The 16211-nt window shown below is 75.2% G+C and carries 20 protein-coding genes; 15 read left to right on the forward strand and 5 right to left on the reverse strand.

Features of this window, described 5'->3' with window-relative positions; genetic code table 11:
• Positions 1-46 precede the first annotated feature (46 nt).
• A complete protein-coding gene (locus NXY84_RS20970) occupies positions 47-1027 on the reverse strand; it encodes an alcohol dehydrogenase catalytic domain-containing protein (RefSeq protein WP_258724968.1) in 981 nt (326 codons plus the stop codon).
• The gene (locus tag NXY84_RS20975; protein WP_258724969.1) at positions 1024-1548 is read right to left on the reverse strand and encodes a MarR family winged helix-turn-helix transcriptional regulator; all 525 of its coding nucleotides are present in this window, start codon (positions 1546-1548) and stop codon (positions 1024-1026) included. The genes NXY84_RS20970 and NXY84_RS20975 overlap by 4 nt, the downstream gene beginning before the upstream one ends.
• A 54-nt stretch (positions 1549-1602) precedes the next feature.
• On the opposite strand from NXY84_RS20975, the gene NXY84_RS20980 reads away from it, so the two are divergent.
• Positions 1603-2097 (forward strand): hypothetical protein, encoded by a 495-nt coding sequence (locus tag NXY84_RS20980; RefSeq protein ID WP_258724970.1) that lies wholly within the window; start codon positions 1603-1605, stop codon positions 2095-2097.
• 38 nt (positions 2098-2135) lie between these two features.
• Here NXY84_RS20980 and NXY84_RS20985 read toward each other — a convergent pair whose 3' ends face one another.
• Entirely contained in the window at positions 2136-3329 is a 1194-nt protein-coding gene (locus NXY84_RS20985) for an NAD(P)/FAD-dependent oxidoreductase (RefSeq protein ID WP_258724971.1), read from the reverse strand.
• A 237-nt stretch (positions 3330-3566) separates the two neighbouring features.
• Here NXY84_RS20985 and NXY84_RS20990 point away from each other — a divergent pair, with 237 nt between their 5' ends.
• The 6 genes from NXY84_RS20990 to NXY84_RS21015 all read left to right on the forward strand — a co-directional run bounded on the left by NXY84_RS20990 (position 3567) and on the right by NXY84_RS21015 (position 8736).
• Positions 3567-4862, forward strand: coding sequence for a family 16 glycosylhydrolase (locus NXY84_RS20990; protein ID WP_258724972.1), 1296 nt, complete (start codon positions 3567-3569; stop codon positions 4860-4862).
• 156 nt (positions 4863-5018) lie between these two features.
• The gene (locus NXY84_RS20995) at positions 5019-5762 is read left to right on the forward strand and encodes a hypothetical protein (RefSeq protein WP_258724973.1); all 744 of its coding nucleotides are present in this window, start codon (positions 5019-5021) and stop codon (positions 5760-5762) included.
• Positions 5763-5947: 185 nt separating this feature from the next.
• On the forward strand, positions 5948-7090 hold the full coding sequence (locus NXY84_RS21000) for an alcohol dehydrogenase catalytic domain-containing protein (RefSeq protein WP_258724974.1): 1143 nt from the start codon (positions 5948-5950) through the stop codon (positions 7088-7090).
• Positions 7087-7842 carry a 3-oxoacyl-ACP reductase FabG gene (gene fabG / locus NXY84_RS21005; RefSeq protein ID WP_258724975.1) on the forward strand — a complete coding sequence of 252 codons (756 nt, stop codon included), beginning with the start codon at positions 7087-7089 and terminating at the stop codon, positions 7840-7842. Before NXY84_RS21000 ends, fabG begins: the two co-directional genes overlap by 4 nt.
• Entirely contained in the window at positions 7839-8300 is a 462-nt protein-coding gene (locus tag NXY84_RS21010) for a MaoC family dehydratase (RefSeq protein WP_258724976.1), read from the forward strand. The genes fabG and NXY84_RS21010 overlap by 4 nt, the downstream gene beginning before the upstream one ends.
• Positions 8301-8355: 55 nt before the next feature.
• Positions 8356-8736 (forward strand): DUF6221 family protein, encoded by a 381-nt coding sequence (locus NXY84_RS21015; RefSeq protein WP_258724978.1) that lies wholly within the window; start codon positions 8356-8358, stop codon positions 8734-8736.
• A 141-nt stretch (positions 8737-8877) separates the two neighbouring features.
• On the opposite strand, the gene NXY84_RS21020 is transcribed toward NXY84_RS21015, so the two are convergent.
• Both NXY84_RS21020 and NXY84_RS21025 read right to left on the reverse strand, forming a co-directional pair.
• Positions 8878-10101 carry an acetyl-CoA C-acetyltransferase gene (locus NXY84_RS21020; protein WP_258724979.1) on the reverse strand — a complete coding sequence of 408 codons (1224 nt, stop codon included), beginning with the start codon at positions 10099-10101 and terminating at the stop codon, positions 8878-8880.
• Positions 10102-10165: 64 nt separating this feature from the next.
• Positions 10166-11515: an acyl-CoA dehydrogenase family protein gene (locus tag NXY84_RS21025; RefSeq protein ID WP_396126349.1), complete on the reverse strand. Its 1350-nt coding sequence runs from the start codon at positions 11513-11515 to the stop codon at positions 10166-10168.
• 123 nt (positions 11516-11638) lie between these two features.
• Here NXY84_RS21025 and NXY84_RS21030 point away from each other — a divergent pair, with 123 nt between their 5' ends.
• From NXY84_RS21030 to NXY84_RS21065, 8 genes are all read left to right on the forward strand, one after another.
• Positions 11639-12289: a QsdR family transcriptional regulator gene (locus tag NXY84_RS21030; protein WP_258724980.1), complete on the forward strand. Its 651-nt coding sequence runs from the start codon at positions 11639-11641 to the stop codon at positions 12287-12289.
• On the forward strand, positions 12286-12693 hold the full coding sequence (locus NXY84_RS21035) for an acyl-CoA thioesterase (protein ID WP_258724981.1): 408 nt from the start codon (positions 12286-12288) through the stop codon (positions 12691-12693). The genes NXY84_RS21030 and NXY84_RS21035 overlap by 4 nt, the downstream gene beginning before the upstream one ends.
• Positions 12694-12798: 105 nt before the next feature.
• A complete protein-coding gene (locus NXY84_RS21040; RefSeq protein ID WP_258724982.1) occupies positions 12799-13740 on the forward strand; it encodes a phosphatase PAP2 family protein in 942 nt (313 codons plus the stop codon).
• A 37-nt stretch (positions 13741-13777) separates the two neighbouring features.
• A complete protein-coding gene (locus tag NXY84_RS21045) occupies positions 13778-14485 on the forward strand; it encodes a DUF1361 domain-containing protein (protein ID WP_258724983.1) in 708 nt (235 codons plus the stop codon).
• Between the two features lie 50 nt (positions 14486-14535).
• Complete coding sequence (locus NXY84_RS21050) at positions 14536-14961, forward strand: MarR family winged helix-turn-helix transcriptional regulator (RefSeq protein ID WP_258724984.1); 426 nt, start codon at positions 14536-14538, stop codon at positions 14959-14961.
• 9 nt (positions 14962-14970) lie between these two features.
• A complete protein-coding gene (locus NXY84_RS21055) occupies positions 14971-15438 on the forward strand; it encodes a hypothetical protein (protein ID WP_258724985.1) in 468 nt (155 codons plus the stop codon).
• Complete coding sequence (locus NXY84_RS21060) at positions 15435-15698, forward strand: hypothetical protein (protein ID WP_258724986.1); 264 nt, start codon at positions 15435-15437, stop codon at positions 15696-15698. The genes NXY84_RS21055 and NXY84_RS21060 overlap by 4 nt, the downstream gene beginning before the upstream one ends.
• 77 nt (positions 15699-15775) lie before the next feature.
• Positions 15776-16132, forward strand: a complete 357-nt coding sequence (locus NXY84_RS21065; RefSeq protein ID WP_258724987.1) for an iron chaperone — start codon at positions 15776-15778, stop codon at positions 16130-16132.
• Positions 16133-16211 lie beyond the last annotated feature (79 nt).

The raw sequence follows: 16211 nt of genomic DNA on the forward strand, positions 1-16211 counted from the left end.
GGGCGGAGGCCCGATCGTCGCGCCCGGGTCTCCGCACGGCGCGGGCTCACAGCACGACGACGCCCTTGCCCCCGACCACCCCGGCCTCCATGTCGCGGTGCGCGTCCGCGATGTCGTCGAGCCGGTACGTGCGCCCGAGCGGCACGCGTGCCCGGCCGGCGGCGACGGCGTCGAGGAAGTCCTGCAGCACGTCAGCGGGCAGGTCGGCGGCGGTGCCCGAGTACGCGGTCAGCCGCACGCCGTTCGCCAGCCAGTCCATCGGGTAGAAGTCGGGGATCGTCCACTCGTCGGAGAGCATCCCGGTGAAGCACGCGGTGCCGCCGGTCCGGACGGCCCGGAGCGTGTCGCGCAGGGTGGCGACGCCGACGAGCTCGACCGCGCCGTCGACTCCTCCGGGCACGAGCTCGCGCACCCGGGCGGCGAGCGACCCGTCGTCGACGAGGGCGTGGTGCGCGCCGACGTCCTCGAGCGGCCCGAGCCGGTCCGCGGAGCGCGTGGTCGAGAGCACGGTGAGCCCGCGCAGGCGACCGAGCACGGCGAGCGCGAGCCCGACGGACGACGTCCCCCCGCGCACCAGCACGGTGTCGCCCGCACGTGCCTGGAGCCCGACCGCGAGCGACCCGTGCGCGGTCTGCAGCATCTCCGGGACGGCCCCGAGCACCTCCCAGGGCAGGTCGCTGCGGAACGGGACCACCTGCGCGGCGGGCACCGCGACGAGCTCCGCGTAGCCGCCGTCGCGCTCGCGGCCCATCCCGCCCATGAGCGTCACGACCTGCGTCCCGACCGCGAGCTCGCCGCCGGGCGCCGCCTCGACGACTCCCGTCGCCTCGATGCCGGGGATGCGCGGGAACGACCCGGAGTACGCCTGCCCGCGGCGGAAGTGCAGCTCGGAGCGGTTGAGACCGAACGCCCGCACGCGGATGAGCACCTCGCCCGGTGCGACCTCGGGGACGGGCACGTCGCGGACCTGCAGCACCTCCGGGCCGCCCGGCGCGTCGACCACGACGGCGCGCATCCGGGCGGTCACGCGGTCACCGCGCTGGTGAGGAGACGGGCGTCGAGACGCGCGAGCACCTCGGTGGCGGCCGCGAGCGCGTCCGCGGGCTCGTCGGCGAGGTGCTCGCGCATCGCCTCGTCGAGCACCGCCGTCCCCGTGGCGAGCGCGTCCCGCCCCGCGGGCGTCAGGTCGACGAGCGACGAGCGGCGGTCGTCCGGGTGCGGACGCCGGGTCGCGAGCCCGTCGCGCTCGAGGCGGTCGACGAGCTTGCTCGCGGCGCCCACGGTGATCCGCAGGTCCGCGCGGACGTCCTGCACGCGGGCACGGCGGTCGTGCTGGTCGACGACGCGGAGCGCCGACAGCGTCGAGAGCGACGCGGCGCCCCCCTCGCGCAGCCGGTCCTCGAGGTGGTTCCAGAGCTCGGTCTCGTACCGGACGAGCAGGTCGAAGAAGTCCATGCGGGCCAGAACTGGATGCACCGGAACTATATTCCTGGTGATCTTTCCGGAACCTGCGCTGTAGGCGTCCGCCACGCGCCACACTCGGGACATGACGCACCGCGGGCCCTCGCGCCGCCTCCACCCCTCTCGCCCCGGACCGCGCCCGTGACCGCCGACGACGCGCTCGCCCACGTCGTGCGCGAGCTGTGGGCGCTGGGCGCGAGCCTCGGCCGCACCCCGGAGCCGACGCCCGAGATCGACCCGTGGGAGGAGGCCGACCCCTATCCGGTCGACGACGTCGCCGCGGTCGTGGCGTTCGGCGGCACCCCGTCGGTCGTCGTGCGGCTCGACCGGCTCGGAGAGGACGTGGTCACGCTCGAGGACGTCCTCGACGTCGACGTCCCGCGGCGCGACACGGTCGCCGTCGTGGAGTCGGTGCTCACCGGGCAGGCGTGGGTCGAGCAGCCACGGATCCCCGCGCTGCTGCGGTGGGTCGGGGTCATGTTCGGGTCGGCGTTCCCCGGGACCGTGCGGATCCCCGGCGGCGACGGGCGCACGTACGCCGCGCCGCTGCCCGCGGCCGTGTCGAGCGGGTGGCTCTCCCGGTTGCCCGTCGTCGAGGAACCCGGACGGGAGAGGCGACGGCGCGAGCGGCCCTGAACCCCCGGCACAGGGAGAGGCTCACCGCGCGCGGCGGCTCAGGACACGTGCCCCGTCAGCAGCCGGTGCCAGTACACCTGCGGCTCGACGTACCGGTCGAAGAGGAACGTGCTGCGGCGCGGGCGCACGAGGTCGGGGAAGGCGACGGTCGGCTCGGGGCGGCGGTCGCGGTCGAACTCGGCGAGCAACAGGTGCGTGCGCGACGTGGTGACCGGCCCGATCGAGTACCCGTCGTAGCGGCGCACCGGCTTCCCGGTCCGGCGCGCCGCGATGTTGTGCGCGACGACGGGGGCCTGCTTGCGCAGCGCACCGCCCGACGGCAGCGCGTCGACCGTCGCGACGTCGCCGAGCCCCCAGACCGTCGGGTAGGCGACGTGCTGCAGCGTGTGCGGGTCGACCGCCACGAACCCGTCGCTGCCGGGGGCGTCGAGGCCGCTCTCGGCGACCCAGCCGGGCGCGCGGTGCGGCGGCGCGAGGTAGAGGGCGTCGTAGTGCAGGTCCTCCGACCCGCCCGCGGAGCGCACCCGCAGCGTCCGCGACGACGCGTCGACGGACTCGACGGTCGTCGCGGTGCGCACCCGGACCCCGAAGTCCTCGGCGGCGGCGCGGAGCTCGCGGTCGGCGCGGTCGAGGTCGACGAGGCGGTCGGCCTCGACGAGCAGCTCGATCTCGACGTCCCCGAGCACGCCGGTGGCGCGCCAGTGGTCGGCGGCGAGGAAGAGGGGCTTGAGCCCGACGGGCGCGCACGGGACGTGCCGGTCCGAGATCGCGAAGACGGCGCGCCCGGAGGTCAGCGACGACAGCATCGTCCAGGTGTCGGGCGCGTGCTCCGGCAGGTAGCTCGTCGATGCGTACGGGGTCGCGACGGCCGCCTCGGAGCCCGGGATCGCGTCCCAGTCGACCTGCGAGCCGGGGCAGACCACGAGGTCGGTGCAGGTGATCTCCTCGCCGCCCGCGAGCCGGACGAGCGAGCGCTCGGGCTCGATCGCGACGACGCGGTCCGGGTACCAGCGGACGCCGTCGGGGATCACGTCGGCCTGCGGGCGGCGCAGGTCGTCGAGCGTCGCGAACCCGCCGGCGACCCAGGACAGCAGCGGCCGGTACTCGTGGGTCTGCTTCGGGTCGACGACCGCGACGTCGCGGCACCGGTCGCGGCGCAGCTTGGCGGCGAGCGAGATGCCGGCGTTGCCGCCGCCGACGATCAGGACGTCGTGGTGGCGGTGGGAGCTCATGCCGGACACGCTCCGGGGATCGAGGACGGGGACGCGAGCCACGCTAGGAGACGCGGGGGCAGAGCGCGCGCTGGGGCCTTCGCCCTCGGATGTCGGGTATGTACTTTCCGGTCAGTAACCCATAGCCTCGCTCCGCCGGGACGACGACGCCCCGGCCTTCCCGTGCGACGACGCACCGCGGACGGCGCGCGGGTGGACGATCCGACCGGTCCCGTGCGGACCTGAAGGAGACGGACGATGCAGCTCGCGCCCCCCGAACCCCGAACGACCCGACGCCGCTGGCTCACCGCCGCGCTCGCCACCGTCGCCGCCGGCGCCGCGACCCTCGCCGGCACGCTGCCCGCAGCAGCCGGCCCCGCCCCCGCCCTCGGAGCCGCCCCCTCGGCCGTCGGCGACGTCATCTGGTCGCAGGAGTTCAACGGCGCGGCCGGCTCGGCGCCCGACGGCTCGGTGTGGAACTACGACACCGGCGCCGGCGGCTGGGGCAACGCCGAGCTGCAGAACTACACGACGTCGCGCGCCAACTCCGCGCTCGACGGCGCGGGCAACCTCGTGATCACGGCACGGCGCGAGGGCGACGGCTCCTACACGTCGGCCCGCCTGCAGAGCAACGACAAGTTCGAGGTCAGGTACGGCCGGGTCGAGGCGCGCATCCAGGTCGCGCGCGGCCAGGGCATCTGGCCCGCGTTCTGGATGCTCGGCGCCGACTTCCCGGCCGTGTCCTGGCCGAGCTCGGGCGAGATCGACATCATGGAGATCGTCGGCAAGGAGCCGCACCGGGCGCACGGCACGGTGCACGGCCCGGGGTACTCGGGCGGTGCCGGGATCACCGGCACCTACCAGCACCCGCAGGGCTGGGCGTTCGCCGACGACTTCCACACCTTCGCGGTCGACTGGGCCCCCGGCACGATCACCTGGTACGTCGACGGCCAGCGCTACCACCAGGTCACGCGCGCCAGCGTCGGCGCCAACCAGTGGGTCTTCGACAAGGCGTACTTCCTCATCCTCAACCTCGCGGTCGGCGGCCAGTGGCCCGGCTACCCCGACGCGACGACGCAGTTCCCGCAGCAGATGAAGGTCGACTACGTCCGCGTCTACGACAACGGCGCCAACGGCGGCGGCGGTGGCGGGGGCGGCGCGCTGCCGACCGGGACCGGGACGATCCGCGTGGCGAGCTCGCTCTGCCTCGACGTGCCGTGGGGCCAGACCCACAACGGCAACCCGGCGCAGGTCGTGAGCTGCAACGGCAACGTCGCGCAGCAGTGGACGCGCGGCTCGGACGGCACCATCCGCGCCCTCGGCAAGTGCCTCGACGTCGCGGGCGGCGCGACCGCCAACGGCACCGCGGTCCAGCTCTGGGACTGCAACAACACGAACGCGCAGAAGTGGACGTACGACTCCGCGGCACGCACGCTGCGCAACCCGCAGTCCGGCCGGTGCCTCGACGCCAAGGGCGGGAACCCCGTCTTCGAGGGCCAGAAGCTGAACATCTGGGACTGCCACGGCGCGGCGAACCAGCAGTGGACGTTCTGACCGTCCGCACCGCACCCACCGGCGCGTCGCGCACCTGACGCCCGGGACGACTCCTGACCGGACGGCCCTCCTCCCCCCCGTGAGGGCCGTCCGGTCAGGGCTTCCCGCATCCGGGTCCCGGCCCCCCGCACGGGGGCGACGGTGCAGGATGCAGCCATGACGCAGACGGCGCGAACGAGGACCACGACCACCGCTTCCCGGCTGCAGGGAGCGGTGGTCGCACTGCTCCTGGCCGCGACCACGGTCGCGTGCACACCGGACGACACCGCGGACGGCGGCGCGACCCCGACCGACCCCAGCGCGTCCGGGGCGCCCGTCGCGTCGCCCTCCCCCACCAGCACCACCGCGGCGCCCGCGACGCCCACGGACGTCCCCGCCGACGTCCTGCTCCCGGCCGAGGTGTTCGAGGCGTCGACCGACGCGTTCACGGAGACGACGGCCGTCGAGCCGTGGCGCATCCCGGACTCGTGCGGCGACGTCGGGGCGCCGGCGGCGGCCACCGCCATGCGCACGCACGCGCACGGCGACGGGATGGAGGAGACCGTGGTCGGGGTCCAGCAGGTCGCGGCGTTCGCGACGGCCGACGAGGCGGTCGCGGCGGCCACGGCGCTCGTCGAGGCGCTGGGTGCGTGCATCGACGAGAGCGGCTCGGGCGGCGGTTTCGCGGTCGAGCCCGTCGCCGTCGGCGCACAGGGCCACGGGCTCGCGACCTGGTACTACGAGCCGGGCGACGACGCCGGGCTCGGCACCTACCTCGCCGTGACCCGCCGGGGCAGCGCGGTGACGCTCGTCTCGGGCGAGGGCGGGGAGCGCACGGTCGGGAACGCCCGCACGGCGACCGTGGCGCAGACCCAGCGGGCGTGGGAGCGGCTGTGCGGGTACGAGGTCGCGGGCTGCTGACGGGGCGGCCCGCGCGGCGGCCCGGCGGCGACGGCGCCCGGAGCCACTCCTGACCCGCCCCCGCAGCGGCCCCGCGGGAGGGCGCCGGGCCTTCCCCCGACCGGCAGCCGGTGCGGTAGGGTCACACATACCGGGCAGTCGGTATGTGTCGAGGCGTCGATGGCGACGCCGACGGGAGGTCACGCGTGCAGATCGTCGGAGCCGTGCTCGAGCGCTCGGGCAGCACCCCGCCGTTCGCCGCGTCGCGCCCGTTCACGGTCTCGCGCCTGGACCTCGACGAGCCCGGACCCGGCGAGGTCCTCGTCCGGATCGAGGCCGCGGGCGTGTGCCACTCGGACCTGTCCGTCGTCGACGGCAGCCGCGTCCGCCCGGTGCCGATGCTGCTCGGCCACGAGGCCGCCGGGGTCGTCGCCGCGCTCGGCGACAGCCCCGGCGCCGCGCTCGGCACGGGCGTCGACGACCTCGCTCTCGGCGACCGCGTCGTGCTCACGTTCCTGCCCCGCTGCGGTGCGTGCCCCGCGTGCGCGACCGACGGCCGCCTCCCGTGCGGCCCGGGCAGCGCGGCCAACGCCGCCGGGACCCTCGTCGGCGGCGGCACGCGGCTGCACCGCGACGGCTCCCCCGTGCACCACCACCTCGGCGTCTCGGCGTTCGCGTCGCACGCCGTCGTCAGCCGCACGTCGGTCGTACGCGTCGACCCCGACGTCCCGCCCGACGTCGCGGCCCTGCTCGGCTGCGCGGTGCTCACCGGCGGCGGCGCGGTCGTCAACGCCGGACGGCCCCGGCCCGGGGAGACGGTCGTCGTCGTCGGGCTCGGCGGTGTCGGCATGGCCGCGCTGCTCGTGGCCGTGGCGCTCGGGCACGACGTCGTCGGCGTCGACCCGGTGCCGGAGAAGCTCGCGACGGCCGTGGAGCTAGGAGCCGCCGCCGCGCACACCCCCGCCGACGCGCTCGACCGCGGCGTGCGCGCGCCCGTCGTCGTCGAGGCCGCCGGGTCCGTGCGCGCGTTCGAGACCGCGCTCGCCCTGACCTCCCCGGGCGGCACCACCGTGACCGTCGGGCTGCCGTCCCCCGACGCGCGCGCTGCCGTCTCGCCGCTCACGCTCACCGCCGAGGCCCGCACGGTCATCGGCTCCTACCTCGGGTCTGCCGTGCCCGCGCGCGACATCCCCGCGTACGTCGACCTGTGGCGCGCGGGCCGCCTCCCGCTCGAGCGGCTCGTGTCCTCCCGGGTCACGCTCGACGGCCTCGACTCCGCCATGGACCGCCTCGCGGCCGGTGGCGAGCTCCGCCAGCTCCTCACGTTCGACGAAGGGACCACCCCGTGACGACTGCCCGCACCGCCCTCGTGACCGGCGCCGCCCGCGGCATCGGCGCCGCGACCGCCCGCCGGCTCGCCGCCGACGGGTACGGGGTCGCCGTGCTCGACCTGCGCGAGGCCGACGCGGAGGCCACCGCAGCCGCGATCCGGGAGTCGGGCGGCACCGCGCTCGCCGTGGGCGCCGACGTGGCCGACGAGGACGCGGTCACCGCCGCCGTCGCGCGCGTCGCCGACGAGCTCGGGCCGCCGACCGTCCTGGTCAACAACGCGGGGATCCTCCGCGACAACCTGCTGTTCAAGATGTCGGCCGACGACTGGGACGCCGTCCTCTCGGTGCACCTGCGCGGCGCGTTCCTCGTGAGCCGCGCGGTGCAGCAGCACCAGGTCGCGGCGCGCTGGGGACGGGTCGTCAACCTCTCGAGCACGTCGGCGCTCGGCAACCGCGGCCAGGCGAACTACGCCGCCGCGAAGGCCGGGATGCAGGGGTTCACCAAGACGCTCGCGATCGAGCTCGGGCCGTTCGGCGTCACGGTGAACGCCGTGGCGCCGGGCGTCATCGAGACCGACATGATGCGCGCCGTGGCCGACCGCACCGGGGTGCCGTACGCCGACCTGCTCGCCGCGGCCGCGAAGGACGTCCCGGTGCGCCGGGTCGGGCAGCCCGAGGACGTGGCCGCCGCCGTCTCGTTCTTCTGCTCCGAGGGCGCGTCGTACGTGTCCGGCCAGGTCCTCTACGTCGCCGGGGGGCCGCGCGCATGACCGCCATCACCGTCGCCTCGCCCGCGTCCCTCGGCAGCGCCGTGGGGCGGTCCGCCACCGGGGAGTGGCGGGTCGTGGACCAGGGGCGCATCGACCTGTTCGCCGACGCGACCGACGACCACCAGTGGATCCACGTCGACCCCGAGCGCGCCGCCGCCGAGTCGCCGTTCGGCGGGCCCGTCGCGCACGGCTTCCTCACGCTCGCGCTGGTCCCCGCGCTCACCGCCGGGCTGCTCGACGTGGGCGGGACCGCGATGGTCGTCAACTACGGGCTCGACCGCGTGCGGTTCCTGCAGCCCGTGCTCGCGGGGTCGCGCGTCCGGGCGACGACGGTGGTCGAGAGCGCCGAGCCGACCGCGCAGGGCGTGCGCGTGTCGTCGACCGTGACCGTCGAGATCGAGGGTGCACAGCGGCCGGCGCTCGTGGCGCGGACCATCGCGCTGTTCGTGCCGGCCTGACTCGCGCGCCGCGCGCCCGGTCCGGCACACGGTCCGGGGAGCGAGGATGGCGGGCATGGAGCTCACGGACTTCCTGCTCGCGCGGCTCGACGAGGACGAGGACGACGCCCGGGGACGTCGCGCGGCCGGCGCCTCTGCCCGCGCCGGCGCGCCGGTCCTGGCCGGCCCGTCCGGATCGGCCGGCTCGCCGGAGCGGGTGCTCGCCGGCTGCGCCGCGCAGCGGCACGTCGTGGACGCCTACCGCGCGGTCACGGCCGAGAGCGCCGCGGCGGTCGCGGCGGGGATCCCGTTCGTCGGCGTCGACACGCTCGCGGCGGCCGAGTCGACGATGGCGTCGATGCAGCTCGTCGCCGCCTCGACCTACGACCGCGTGCTGCGCTGGTACGCCGAGGTGCACGCCGACCACCCGGACTACCGGGAGGAGTGGCGTCCGTGACGCACCGCCCGGAGAGCGGTCGACCGGGCCGTCGAGGGTCGCCGCCTGGTCCGCTGCGCACGGGAGCGCCGTCCCGTCATCGGCACGCCGGCCGCCCGCGTCGAGGCCCGGACGGCCGCCGCTCCGGCGACCCGCGGCCGCTCAGGAGAGTCGCTCGACCACCATCGCCATGCCCTGCCCTCCGCCGACGCACATCGTCTCGAGCCCGAGCGTCCCGTCACGCTCCTGCAGGCCGTGCAGCAGCGTGCTCGTGAGCCGGGCGCCGGTCATGCCGAACGGGTGGCCGACGGCGATCGCGCCGCCGTGCACGTTGAGCCGGTCGAGATCGATGCCGAGCTCGCGTGCGGACGGCAGGACCTGCGCGGCGAACGCCTCGTTGAGCTCGACGAGGTCGATGTCGCCGATCGAGAGTCCGGCGAGCGCGAGCGCCCGCCGGCTGGCCTCGACCGGGCCCAGGCCCATGACCTCGGGCGACAGCGCGCTCACGCCGGTCGAGACGATGCGCGCGAGCGGCGTCAGGCTGAGCTCGTCGACGACCCGGTCGCTGACCACGACGACCGCGGCGGCGCCGTCGTTGAGCGGGCAGCAGTTGCCGGCGGTGACGGTGCCGTCGGGCCGGAACACGGGGTCCAGGGCGGAGAGCGCCTCGACGGTGACGCCCGCGCGGGGACCGTCGTCGCGCGACACGACCGTGCCGTCCGCGAGCGTGACCGGCGTGATGTCCCGCTCCCAGAAGCCGCTCGCGATCGCCGCCTCCGCGCGGTTCTGGCTCGACGCGGCGTACTCGTCCTGGTCGCGGCGGGTGGTGCCGGTGCGCTGGGCGACGTTCTCGGCCGTCTGACCCATCGCGACGTAGACGTCGGGCAGCTCGCCGTCGTCCCGCGGGTCGTGCCACGTGCTGCCGCCCTTCGCGGACCGGGCGGTGCGCTCGACGGCCTCCGCGAACACCGGGTTGGTCAGGTCCTCGCCGGGGACGAAGTCGCTCGACCCGCGGGCCGCGTGGCTGACCGACTCGACGCCCGCGGACACGAACACGTCACCCTCGCCGGCCTTGATCGCGTGGAACGCCATGCGCGTGGTCTGCAGGCTCGACGAGCAGTACCGGTTCACGGTCGTGCCGGGCACGGTGTCGAGCCCGAGCAGCACCGCGACGACCCGCGCCATGTTCATGCCCTGCTCGCCGCCGGGCATGCCGCAGCCGAGCAGGAGGTCGTCGACGCGTGCGGGGTCGAGCCCCGGCACCTGGTCGAGCGCGGCGCGGACCATCGCCGCGGCGAGGTCGTCGGGGCGCAGGCTGCGCAGCGAGCCCTTGAACGCGCGGCCGATGGGTGAGCGGGCGGTGGCGACGACGTAGGCCTCGGGCATGGCGGGCGGTCCTCTCGTGGACGACGACGGGACGGACGGGCGGTCTCTCAGGGGGCGGTGGCGGTCAGACGAACGCGCTGACCCCGGTGATCGCGCGGCCGACGATGAGGTTGTTCATGTCGCGGGTGCCCTCGAAGGAGTAGACGGCCTCCGCGTCGGCGAAGAACTTGGCGACCCCGTGGTCGAGCACGATGCCGTTGCCGCCGAGCAGCTCGCGGCACCACGCGACGGTCTCGCGCATGCGGCTCGTCGCGAACCCCTTGGCGAGCGCGGCGTGCTCGTCGCCCTGGCGGCCCTGGTCCTGCAGGCGCGAGACCTGCAGGCACAGCGCGATGCTCGCGGTGATGTTGCCGAGGCACTGCGCGAGCCGGTCCTGCACGAGCTGGAACGAGGCGAGCGGCCGGCCGAACTGCCGGCGCTCGGCGACGTACCGGACCGCGGCCTCGTACGCGCCGACGGAGACGCCGACGGCCTGCCAGGCGACCTCGGCGCGCGTGAGCCGCAGCACGAGCGCCACCTCGCGGAACGAGTGGATGTTCGGCAGGCGGTCCGCCTCGTCGACCCGGACGCCGTCGAGCGTGATGTCGGCGTTCTGCACGATCCGCAGCGCCTGCTTGCGCTCGATCTTCGTGGTCGTGAACCCGGGGGTCCCGCGGCGGACGAGGAAGCCCTTGACCTGGTTGTCGGCGACGTCGCGCGCCCAGATGACGACGACGTCGGCGAACGTCGCGTTGCCGATCCAGCGCTTGGCGCCGTTCAGCACCCACGTGTCGCCGTGGCGCTCGGCGGTCGTGCGCAGGCCCTTCGAGGAGTCGGAGCCGGACAGCGGCTCGGTCAGGCCGAACGCGCCGATGAGCTCCCCGCGGCCCATGGGCGGCAGCCACTGCGCGCGCTGCTCGGGCGAGCCGCCGATCGCGATCGAGCTCATCGACAGCCCGCTCTGCACGCCGACGAACGTCGCCGTCGACGGGTCGACCCGCCCGAGCTCGAGCGCCGCCCAGCCGCGCCACACGGCGCTGTTCTCGAAGCGCTGGGTCTCGGGCCAGCTCGCGCCGAACATCCCGAGCTCGGCGAGCCCGGGGATGATCTGCGTCGGGAACTCGGCGCGGTCCCAGTAGTCGGTCGCGATGGGCCGGACCTCGCGCTCCATGAAGTCGCGCAGGCGCAGCGACGCGTCGAGCTCGACCGGGGTGAGCTCGTCCTGGAACGCGTAGAAGTCGGCGGCGAGACGGTCGGTGCCGGGCACGGTGGGTGCTCCGGCGGCCGGGCCGGCCGTCGCGGTCGCTGCGGCGCTCGTCGTGGCGGTCCCGGCCTCGGCGCCGTGGACGACGGCCCCTTCGACGGTGGCGCCGTCGGCCTCGGGCGCGGCGGTGCTCTCCGTGGCGGCGTGGTGCGTCGTGGCGGTGTCGGTCATCTCGGCCCTCGATCGTCGTCGATCGGCGCGCTGCGCCCCGGTGCGCACGCGTCCCCTCGCCAGGGTTGCATCATTCGCGAGACTGTTGCAACCCCCTCCACGACCGGGGTTAGAGTGCGGCGCATGACGGTCCCCACGCACCGGAGCACGCTCGCGCGGGTCGGCACCGCGGTCGCGCCGTCCTGGCTGTCCGAGCGCCTCGAGGACGGCGCGCACGAGGACGCCGTCCGGGCGTTCCGGTTCGCCCGCGAGACGTTCATCGCCGGTGAGCGCATCGACATGGGCCGGCTCGCGGCCCGGCTCGGGGTCGACCGCACGTCGCTGTTCCGCTGGGTCGGCAACCGCGACGCGCTGCTGTCCGAGGTGCTGTGGTCGCTCGCCGTCCCGACCCTCGAGCAGGCCGACGTCGCGACGCACGGGCGCTCCGGCGCCGACCGGGTCGTCGCGATCCTCACCTCGTTCGCGCACGACCTCATCACCGCCGACTACTTCCGCTCGTTCCTGCGCCGTGAGCCCGCGCGGGCCCTGCGCCTGCTCACGACCGACGGCAGCGAGATCCAGCGCCGTTACGTCGCGGTCGTCGAGCAGCTCGTGCGCCAGGAGCTCGGCGACCGACCGTTCGGGCGCGACATCGCCCCGGCCGACCTCGCCTACCTGCTCGTGCGCGTCTCGGAGTCGTTCACGTACGCCGACCTCATCACGGGCGACGCGCCGAGCGCCGAGCGCGCCCGCGCCGCGTTCGACCTCGTCCTGCGCCCCGAGGAGCCCCGATGACCTACGGCCACCACGCACCGTTCCCGACGCGCTGGAACGACAACGACCAGTACGGCCACGTCAACAACACCGTCTACTACGAGGCGATGGACACGACGGTGAACGTCTGGATGATCGGCGCCGGGCTCGACCCGCTGGACGGCGACCGCATCGCGTTCTGCGTCTCGTCGTCGTGCGACTTCCGGGCCCCCGCGTCGTTCCCGGAGCCGCTCGCGGTCGGCCTGCGCGCGGGGCGCGTGGGGACGACGAGCGTCACGTGGGAGCTCGGCATCCTGCGCGCGGACGACCCCGAGCCGATCGCGACCGGGCGGTTCGTGCACGTGTTCGTCGACCGGGACTCGCGCCGCCCCGCACCGATCCCTGAGCCGATCCGCGCGGCGATCGAGCGGGACCTCGTGGTCTGACGCGCAGCCCGGGACCCGCACGTCGGGCAGCTCGGCGTCGGACCACCGACACGCCGACGTCTCGTGGCTGTGGCACCCGGCAGGAGTCCTCGACAGACTGGCGCCGTGACCACGGGACCCAGGACGGTCGAGCGGGAGCAGGGCACCAGGCCGTCCGGACGCGACCCGCGGCGTCGCTGGTGGGTCCTCGTGGGCGTCGGGACCGCGGTGCTCCTCGCCTCGTACGTCGGGTTCGTGCTGACCGCGCCGGGGCAGGCGCTGGAGAACGCGGCGCTGCGCGGGGCCGACCAGGTCCCCGAACGGAGCCTCGCCGAGTCCGACCAGGCGCTCGCCGGGATCACGGTCGTCTCGCTGGGGCTCGCGTGCGTGCTCGTCGCGGTCGTGGGGCTCGCGCGGCGCTCGGTGCCGCTGGCGGCTGCGGCGGTCGGGACGATCGTCGCCGGGCAGGTCGTCACCCAGGGCCTCAAGCGCGTCGTGCTGCCGCGCCCGGCGCTCGTCGAGGCCTCCGAGGCCTACACCGGCAACAGCTTCCCGAGCGGACACACCACGATCGCGCTCACCGTGCTCGCCGCGGCGCTGCTGCTCGCGACGTGGCGCACACGCGGCGTGGTGATGTTCGTCGTGGCGTCCTGGGCGGTCGCGATCGCCGGGTACACGTTGGAGTCGAAGTGGCACCGCCTCAGCGACACGCTCGGCTCGGCCGGGGTGACGCTCGTGATCGCGTCGCTCGCAGCGCTGTGGCTGCACCGGCGCGGGCTCGTGCGTGCGGTCGAGCTGCCGCGCCACCGCGCCCGGATCGTTCTCGTGGTCGCCCCGCTCGCTCTCGGCGCGGTCGTGTCGCTCGCGCTCGGCGTGCTCCTGCTGGTGGCGTCGAGCGACGTGCTCGGGCGCGACCCGGTCGTGGAGTACAACGTGTACCTCGCGCTGCAGTCGCTCGCCGCCTTCGGGTCCGGCGCGACCGTCCTGCTGCTGTGGTGGAGCTGGCACCGGCTCGAGGTCGTGGCGCCCTCACGCCGGGCAACCGCCGTGCCGGGCGACGGTGCATGAGACGCCGTCCTCCACCGCCCCGGGGCGGTGAGCGCGCGTGCTGGACAGCCTGATCCTCGGGGTCCTCGGCATGGACGTGTTCGCCGTGGTGCTCGTCGTCGCCCGGTCACGGGCCTTCCGCACGCGGCTGTACCGCCCCATGCTGCTGAACGTCGTCCTGTGCGCGGCGCCGCTGGTGGTCCTGGTGCTCGGCTGGGGCGCGGCACTCGTCGTGCGCGTCGCGGGGGGCCCGGACTGGGCGATGTGGGCGGTCGCCGGTGTCACGACGCTCGTCTGGCTGCTCCTCCTGCCGAACGCCGGGTACCTCGTGACCGAGCTCAACCTCAGCCACCGCCGCGAGGGCGACGGCGTGCCGATGTGGTTCGACATCGCGCTCGTCATCAGCCTGGCGATGGCCGGCGTGCTCACCACGGTGCTCAACGTGTTCACCCTGCACGCCGGCTACGCGATCCTCCGGCACGGTGACCACGCGGCCGGGCTGCAGACGGCCGACGGGCGCGTCGTGGTCGGGGTCCTGCTGCTCCTGGTGTCGCTCGGGATGTACCTGGGCCGGTACCTGCGCCTGAACAGCTGGGACGTGACCCACCCGCGCGCGCTGGTCCGCAGGCTGTACGGCCACGTGGTGACCGAGCGGCACGCGGGTGCGCTCGTCGGGTTCTGCGTCACGCACACCGTGTTCTTCGCGCTCATGTACCTCGTCGTCGTCGGGCCGGTCGTCGCCGGGCTCGTCGCGGTGGAGCGGTGAGCACGGACGGCGGATCGCCCCGCGCGAGGACCCGCGCCTAGCCTGCTCGCATGGCCCAGGAGCTCAGGTTCAGTCCCACCGTGACGCTGCTGACGGTCGGCAGGGTCTGGGATGCGGCCCTCGCCGAGGCGCTGAAGCCGCTGGGCCTGACGACCCGCAAGTACGGGCTCCTCGGCCACATCCGCGGGACGCCCGGGATCTCGTTCAGCGAGCTCGCGCGGCGCTCCCGGATCACGGTGCAGAGCGCGCACACCGCCGTCGCGGCGTTCACCGCGGCGGGGCTCGTCGAGGACGCCACGGCGCACGCCGGGAGCGCGTCGAGCCTGCGCGTCACCGAGGCGGGCGAGCGGCTGCTCGCGGACGCCGGCGCGCGGGTCGCGGCGCTCGACGCCCGGATGGCCGAGGCGCACCCGAGCCTCGTGGACGCGCTGCGCGACGACTTCGAGGCGACGGTGAGGCGCGCCACCTTCAGTTAGACTGAAGGTATGGAACGCTTCCTCCTGGCGGCGCACGTCGTCGCGGGCATCCTCTTCGTCGGGCCCGTGGCCGTCACCACGAGCCTCTTCCCGCGCTACGCCCCGGTGCCGGCCGGCGCCCACGCCGCCGCCGACGACGGCCCACCCCACGACGGTCGCAGCGCCGCCGTCGCGCACGTCCTGCACCGCGTGACCCGGCTGTACGGGACGCTCGCGCTCGCGGTCCCGCTCGTCGGGCTCGTGCTCGCGGCGGTGCAGGGCCGCCTGACCGAGGTCTGGATCGTCGCGGCGATGGTGCTCACGGCGCTCGCCGGCGGCCTGCTCGCCCTGCGCATCACGCCGATGCAGCAGGACGCGCTGCGGACCCCGGACGACGGCACGCGCCTGCGATCGCTGCGCGGGCTCGCCGGGGCGTTCAACGTGGTCTGGGTCGTCGTCGTGGTGCTCATGGTCGTTCGGCCGGGACACGACGCGTGAGGCCGCTGCTGCGCGCGCTCGAGGTGCTGTCCGCGCTCGAGACCGTGACCGTGCTCGTGCTGCTGGGCAACCTCGCGACGGTGCACGCGGACGCGGTGACGTCGACGCTCGGCCCGGTGCACGGCTCGCTCTATCTCGCGGTGGCGACCACCGCGCTGCTCGGCCGGGACCTCCTGCCGCGCACGCGCGTCCTGGCGCTGGTGCCGGCGGTCGGTGGTGTGCTGACGCTCGTCAACGTCCGGCGCGAGGCGCGCCGGTGACCTCGGCGCGGGACCCTGGCGAAGCGGCGCCCGTGCTCGGCACGATGGGACGCACACCCTCGCAGGGAGAGGCAGCCATGACGACGCCCGCCGACCACGACGCCTACATCGCCGCGGCGCCCGAGCCGTTCCGGCCCGCGCTGACTCGGCTGCGCGCGCTCCTGGCCCGCGCCCTGCCGGACGCGGAGGAGATCGTGGCCTACGACATGCCCGGGTTCCGGGTCGACGGCTCGGTCGTCGCGAGCTACGCGGCGTTCAGCAAGCAGTGCGGGCTGTACGTCCTCCCGGGGGCCGTCTCGGCGCTCGCGGACGAGATCGCGGCCGCCGGCCTGAAGGCGACCAAGACCGGCATCACGTTCACGCCGCGCAAGCCGATCCCGGACGACCTCGTCGAGCGGCTCGCGCGGACGTCGCGGGAGGACGTCGGGGCCTGACGGCCGGCCACACGAGGCTCCACGCCCGGCCCCCGCCCGGCTCACGCCCTCGGCAGCACCACGACCGCGTGCGAGGGGG

This window comes from Cellulomonas sp. NS3, assembly GCF_024757985.1.
Taxonomy (GTDB): Bacteria; Actinomycetota; Actinomycetes; order Actinomycetales; family Cellulomonadaceae; genus Cellulomonas_A.